Source organism: Mesorhizobium sp. WSM4832, assembly GCF_055811115.1.
Map to the genome: position 1 here is coordinate 1 of NZ_JBVVQH010000062.1, position 731 is coordinate 731.

At 60.7% G+C, this 731-nt stretch carries 1 pseudogene; it reads left to right on the forward strand.

Annotation, left to right across the window (positions count from 1 at the left end):
* Nucleotides 1-164 precede the first annotated feature (164 nt).
* Nucleotides 165-731: pseudogene (locus tag AC0L2L_RS33350) on the forward strand (Ulp1 family isopeptidase); the annotation flags it as partial.

Genomic DNA, 731 nt, shown 5'->3' on the forward strand with positions numbered 1-731 from the left:
AGCCGCGCCGAGCCGAACCTGTCGCGAGTGGCGCCCGTGCTACCCGCTATCCCCATCTGTCCGACGAACACCGGGACCTTATTGATCGGGCGATCACTCACGCTGCGATTCAGCAAAAATATAGCGAGAGCACGGTCCGAATATACACGTCTGCACTTCGCCAATTGGCGAATGATCTCGGCGCTCGCGGCCAAGCGACTGATCTAAAAAATCACCAATCCCTGGTCGATCACGTCGATACTTTCTTTCCGAAAAGCGGTGATATAAAGACAGCATTGAACGTCCTGCGTGCGTATCATGAGCCGGGCTATTCCGCGCCTGGCCGGCGGCGAGTGCCGGTGCCCTCAAAGGCAGACGCGCAGGTCTTGGAACAAATGGCCAGTGACAGCAGCTTGGCCTCAACCTCCCGTGTTGTCTATGTTCGTAGTCTTCGCAGATTTTCTGAAGCGCTGGACCGTCAGGGCCAGACGATCTCTGGGCTGGATCATGATTCGCGGATCAAACTCGCCGAGGGGTTGTTTCCAGGCAGCCGCAATCTCCGCTGGGCGTTGGGACGGGTTCGCGATATGGAGTCTGCGTCAGACAGGATCGTGGCGGACGCTTTCGCGGCGGCCGGCTCTGGGCACGCCGGAGTTGAGGCCGCCGCCCCGCCAGCGTTAGCTGCCAGCCAACAGCAGATCCGGCCCTGGCCGGATGCGCTTGACCCGGGCAACCACCTGCCACCACCCGAG